This window comes from Aquiflexum sp., from assembly GCF_977115555.1.
This window is the reverse complement of record NZ_CDSBKL010000235.1, coordinates 1-6,454: the sequence shown is the minus strand read 5'-3', so window position 1 is coordinate 6,454 and position 6,454 is coordinate 1. Positions and strand designations below refer to the sequence as shown.

The window sequence follows — 6,454 nt, the reverse complement described above, 5'->3', positions numbered from 1 at the left end:
CTACTCCTTCCAATCCACTTTTCCCATCTTCACATCTCTTGAATTGCCCCCGATCATGACTTCAAATTCACCCGGTTCCCAGACAAAATCCAAATCAGAATTGTAAAATTTGAGATCTTCCGGCGTGATTTCAAAAGTTATGGCTTTGGTTTCTCCAGCTTTCAAATTTACTTTTTGAAACCCCTTCAATTCCTTGACTGGCCTGGTCACAGAACCCACGACATCCCTGATATACAATTGGACAACTTCCTTACCATCATATTTACCTGAGTTGGTCAATTCAATGCTTGCGGTCAATGTCTGATTGCCTTGAAGAGCGGTTTCACTCAATTTGATTTCACCATAATTAAAATCAGTATAACTCAGACCAAATCCAAAAGGATAAAGAGGTTCGTTGGTTACATCCAAGTAATTGGACCGGAATTTTGAGAACCACTGACCTTCTGCAAGCGGACGCCCTGTATTTTTGTGGTTGTAATAAATCGGGATCTGTCCGACATTTTGGGGAAAAGTGGTGCTGAGCTTACCGGAAGGGTTGACATCCCCAAACAAAACATCGGCAATCGCATCTCCGGCTTCACTTCCTGCAAACCATACATTGAGAATCGCAGGGACATTCTCTTCCTCCCATGTCAAAGCCAAAGGTCTTCCCGTAAATAACACCATCACAACAGGCTTACCAGTTTTCAGCAATGCCTTCAGCAAATCCCTTTGATTTTCGGGCAATTCGATATTGCTCAAGCTTGAGGATTCTCCGGACATTTCAGCTGATTCCCCCAAAGCTGCCACAATCACATCAGCATTCTTGGCGACAGCAAGCGCCTCTTGAATCAGGACCGAAGCAGGACGGTTGTCTCGGTAGGTAGGTTTGCCGAATATACTGATCCGGGATTCCAACAAGGAATCTGCGACCACGTTTGCACCTTTGGCATAGACTATTTTTGCCTGGTCGCCTACTGCTTTTTTCAATCCATCTGCCAATGAAACAGATTGGTCAAACCTTCCCGCAACGCTCCAAGTTCCGGCCATGTTTTCTTTGTTGTCTGCCAATGGCCCTATCAAAGCAATGGTACCTTTCTTTTGGATAGGCAAAGCATTGTCTTTGTTTTTGAGCAATACAAAAGATTGGGCAGCGATTTCCCTTGCAACTTGGCGGTTTTCCGCGTTAAAAACTTCCTTCTTAGCCCGCTCAGGATCAGCATATTTATATGGATCATCGAACAAACCCAACTTATACTTTGCTATCAAAATCCTTTTACAGGCTTCTTCAATCTCCTTTTCAGTGATTTTTCCTTCTTCCAAAGATTGCTTTAATGTTGTCAAAAACCCCTCTCCAACCATATCCATATCCACACCGGCTTTCAAGGAAAGTTCAGATACCTTTTGCAAGTCTCCGATTCCATGGTCTATCATTTCATTGATGGCGGTATAATCGGTCACCACAAAACCATTAAATCCCCATTGGTCTCTCAAGACATCTGTCATCAACCATTTGTTTGCTGAGGCGGGGATTCCCTCTATCTCGTTGAATGAAGTCATCACAGATCCGACTCCTGCATCTACGGCAGCTTTGTAAGGCAAAAAATATTCATTGTACATCCTGATCCGGCTCATGTCCACTGTATTGTAATCCCTTCCTGCCTCGGGTGCACCATACAGCGCAAAGTGCTTGACACAGGCCATAATCGTATTGTTGAGGGAAAGGTCTTCACCTTGATAACCTTTGATCATGGCTTTGGCAATCTGTGCTCCGAGGTATGGATCTTCACCACTTCCTTCTGAAACCCTCCCCCATCTTGGGTCACGGGAGATATCCGTCATCGGCGAAAAAGTCCAGTTGATCCCGTCAGCACTTGCTTCGATAGCTGCGATTCTTGCCGATTTCTCCACCAATTCCATATCCCAAATAGTGGACATTCCAATCGGAATCGGAAAAAGGGTTTCGTATCCATGGATCACATCCATTCCAAAAATCATTGGGATCCCAAGTCTGCTTTCTTCTACGGCAATTTTCTGAACAGCCCTTATCTTTTCAGCAGTTTTGATATTGAAAAGACCGCCTACACTTCCTGCTTTAATCTTTTCTGCAATGTTGGAACTTGAAGCCAATCCAGTCGTGAAATCACCGGAAGCAGGCAGATTGAGCTGTCCGATCTTTTCTTCCAAGGTCATAAGAGAAATAATAGAGTCCGCTTTGTAGGCATATGACTCCTCCAAAGACATATTTTCCTTAGAGGGATTACATGCAATAGCAAGGCTGATTACAACAGTAAAAATTAAAAACCTGATGAATCTGTTCATTTTGATGGTTATTTTGTGGTGAACTATTCAGTAATTCAACTTTTATAGAAAGTCATACTAATATCGGGAATTATTCAAGGATACGTCTAAATAAAGCCACTAAAGCTAATTTATACCTAATGACTAAATCCTAGCTTTTTCAATCCTTCCTTTACTTCCTGATCTTTCATAAACAAATCCCAAAGCAATCCTGACCGGTGGTTTTCAATCATGATGATGATCGGACCTTGGTCTATTGCCAAAAAGGAATCCGCATACCATTGCTCGGTGATGTTGAAAGCGTCATAAAATCCATATTGCCCCCAAAGTCTTTCTCCCATTTTGTAATAGAAAAAATTGAGTGCTTTCATCGATGCTTCAGGAGTAAAAGGAAAAGATGACAAGGCCGCTGTCGGAGAAATCACTCCAAGGTCATTGGTAGGTGAGTGGGCATTGTATCCGAGGTGGTTGTCACTAGCAGTCAATCCCCAACTTGACTCAGAATATCCCGCAAAACCCTGTGGGTTGCTGATGGCATGGGCTTGATTGATGCGGGAATGGTTGACATTTTGTGTCCAATAATCGGCGTATTGATCGGAAAGATTTCTTGGATCCAATCCAAGAAAGGAATAATGTGCAAAGAAAAGCGGTCCACCAAAATCATATCCAAGAGGAAGTTGGATCTGGAAAAACTGCTTGCCGTTACGCATGGCACCATTGTTTGCCCAGCCTTTTTCATATACGGTTTTGCTGATCGGATGCGTTGGGGAAGCTGCCCCGAGCACATATACAATCAGTGCTTCATTGTATCCACGGATGGGCAGATTCATGTCCCAACCAAATTGTGGAGACCAATGCCAATACAATATATCCTGACCTCCACGGGTATACCAATCCCATTCAATCCCGCGCCATAGCAGATCAATCTTTTCTGCCAAAGTATCTTCAATTGGGTCACTGGTATTCAGATAAGCTTTGACAGTCAAAAGTCCCTGAACCAATAAGGCTGTTTCCACCAAGTCACCACCATTGTCTTTGGCGCTGAACGGGATCACTTTTCCGGTGTTTCCATCCATCCAATGAGCCCAAGCCCCATGAAAGCGGTCAGCCTGCCCAAGGAAATCAACGATTTTGGAAATCCTTTCAATACCCTGTTGATGGGTGATAAACCCTCTTTCTATCCCTACCAAAATGGCCATCAGGCCAAATCCTGTCCCACCTGAAGTCACCAGATTTCCTGAGGTATTTCTTTCCCTTGCCATGCCGCTGTTTGGATGGGCAAAATCCCAAAAATACCGGAAGGTTTGTTCCTGAACTTTGGTCAGTAATTCCTCTTCTGAAATTACGGGAAATGCATTGTCCGGCCTGAATGTAGAGAAGAATTCTTTTTTTATTGCTGCAAAACTCTGCCCTTCAGTTCCCTTTAATGCATTGGATATTTCCAGCGTGTATTTCGAAAGATCCATCAATGGCGAGGTAGATTCAATCTTGACCTTTTTGTCATTTTCGGTAAATGTAAATTTCAAATTGGGTACAGATTGCCCTGTGATTTTGGTGGCTGAAATCAGAGATTGTTGGTTGACAGGATCGGAAAAATCTAGAGTTAAAGAAAAATTCAAAGGAACATTGACTGTTCTGCCTGTTTTGGTTTGTTCGGAATTTTCAAAAGCCAAAGAAATTACCTCTAATCCGGCATCGACTGTCTTGAATTTTACTTCTTTACCTGAAAATGTGTTTCCATCAGTTCCTTTGAGACCTTTTGATATGGAAATAGTGTAAATGTTATTTACCTTCAAAAAACCGGCAGGAGTAATCAAGATGGTTTTGTTATCTTGATTTAATGTCAATGAAACAGGGGTTTCGCGGGTATTCTCCAAAAGCAAAATCGAAGTCTGGATCGTAGCGCGGTCAATTTCAGAGGAAAATTCCAATTTGATTTGGCTATCAATGGGCAAGTTTTCAGAAATATTTCCTGAAAGGTTGATTTCATTATTTCCCACAGCTATATTTTGAAGAATCAGGGAGGTTGACTCAAACTCACTTTCCCTACATCCCATAATCAAACTGCAGATTAAGAAAAACACATAAATTCCTGGTCTGACTTTCATTTCAAAAAAAGAGAAATCCAAGTATTCATTTTTTATCAATTTCATTTTTTACCGGAGTCAGAAACTGCTTCAAGTATTTGGCCATCTAATTTCAACCTTTCTCTCAATCTGCTATATTCCAAATCCTGAACTGCCATATTTCCATCTATTGCCAAAACTGCGGCCGTAGCAGCAGATTGACCCAATACCATGAAGACAGGTTCCATTCTGATAGATCCAAAGGCTGTATGGGATGAGCTTACACAAACAGGAACCAATAAGTTTTTCACCTCTCCAGTTTTGGGAATTATTGCCCGATATGGAATTGGAAAAGGTCTCTCTACCCCAGCTTCAAAATTCCCCTCATTTTGGACAAAGCCATTATGGTCCACATATCTCTGGACCATGTGGCTATCCATGGTATAAGCAGCAAGCCCTACTGCATCTTCCACCTGTGGCACCAACCCCTCACAATCCCGCTGGGTGACTACATAGTCGCTTCGCATTCTTCTTGCTTCTCTGATATAGAGCTGAGGAGACCATCCACCCCTATCTTCAAATTCATCCTTGGCTAAGCCCCACTTGGACACCTTTTCCCTGACTTTTTCAGGAATCCTAGGGTGGTAAGCCAATGTCCACATCAAACCCTGTTGGTATTCAAGATGACGCTGGGCAATCTTTTCGCGTACTTCATAACTCCCTTCGGGATATTCAAAGTTTTGGCCAATAAAATCAGTAGAAAACCCTTTTTGGTTATTGGTGTCTGTCTTTCTGTTTGGCATGGGCGAATTGATCCAAGGAACCAAAGGATCGCCATAATGGTACATTTTTTCGATGGGACCAGTGGCAGCCTCATAATTTCGAAAGAGTAACTCATAGTCTAATTCTGTATAGTTCTTTGGCTTTTCAAAAGGAATTCTGTTTTCCGGATGATCTGTCAAGGTCATGCGGTAGCAATAGGCTTGGATTTTTTTGTCGGCAGTCCCATCGATTCCCGGGCCTCCTTCTATGATAAAGGGAAGCAATCCACTTGAAGGGTTTCCTTTTTCAATAAAAGGGTCCACACCGGGTATGAAATTATGGTGAACGGCATTCCTGGAAACTTTCCCTTTCAGGGTAATATTGTAGTGATTTGCCTGAACGCCATTTAAAGTTTCTCCAAACTCGGAATTGGCTTCCCTTCCTACCATATAACTCACTCCGGCTGCTGCCATCAAGTCCCCTTCGTAAGTAGCATCAATAAACATTTTGCCACGGTAAGTTTCCCCACTTTCCATTGTAATGGCGACGATGCGGTCATTATTTAGCTCCACTCCTATTTCACGGTCAAGTCTTTTTTCGGTAACCAGTTCGATATCTTCAGAATCCATCATCTGTTGGTAGACTTTCATTGCCACCGAAGGTTCAAATGTCCACATGGCATCTTCTCCTTCTTTTGAAGGGATTTCTGGATTTGGTTTAAAATATTCGGATCGCTGCTGCCATTTCCAGTTTTCGGGATTTTCATAGTAGCCTTTGATATTTTGATAAAACTCTCTGGAAATACCACCGATTGCCTGTTTGTTTCCAATATCAGTGGCGCCAAGTCCTCCTGTTGTCAGGCCGCCGACATGATTTGTAGGCTCAATTAATAATACAGATTTACCCATGCGTGAGCCTTGAATGGCAGAGGCGATTCCAGCTGAAGTTGCGCCGTAAATCACCAAATCATAGGAAGAATCCTGTCCTAAAACCGGAGTTGAAACATTGAGTGATAAAATCAAAAATAGAGATAAAAACAGATCCTTCATGTCAAATTTGGTTTAGATTCATTTTAGCCTTTCCTCTAAGACCAATACCTGCCCATCAGCTTTCAGACTTTTTTGAATTTTTTCATAAGGTAAATCCTGCACTGCTATTTTTTCATCTATTGCCAAAGCTGCGGCTGTAGCTGCGGATTGTCCCAAGATCATAAATACCGGTTCCATACGGATAGATCCAAAAGCAGTATGGGAACTTGACACACAGACAGGAACCAAGAGGTTTTCGCAATCCTTCTTTTTGGGAACAATGGTCCCATAAGATATGCTGTAAGGATTCTCAGGATG

The 6,454-nt window shown here is 42.5% G+C and carries 4 protein-coding genes; all 4 read right to left on the bottom strand.

Annotated features, from left to right (window positions below):
• Window positions 1–2,301, bottom strand: a complete 2,301-nt coding sequence (gene bglX / locus ACZFYI_RS13585) for a beta-glucosidase BglX (protein WP_462524671.1) — start codon at window positions 2,299–2,301, stop codon at window positions 1–3.
• 116 nt (window positions 2,302–2,417) lie between these two features.
• On the bottom strand, window positions 2,418–4,433 hold the full coding sequence (locus ACZFYI_RS13580) for a glucoamylase family protein (RefSeq protein WP_462524670.1): 2,016 nt from the start codon (window positions 4,431–4,433) through the stop codon (window positions 2,418–2,420).
• Complete coding sequence (locus tag ACZFYI_RS13575) at window positions 4,430–6,157, bottom strand: FAD-dependent oxidoreductase (RefSeq protein ID WP_462524669.1); 1,728 nt, start codon at window positions 6,155–6,157, stop codon at window positions 4,430–4,432. The genes ACZFYI_RS13580 and ACZFYI_RS13575 overlap by 4 nt, the downstream gene beginning before the upstream one ends.
• A gap of 18 nt (window positions 6,158–6,175) precedes the next feature.
• On the bottom strand, window positions 6,176–6,454 hold a 279-nt coding region (locus ACZFYI_RS13570), incomplete at its 5' end, for an FAD-dependent oxidoreductase (protein WP_462524668.1).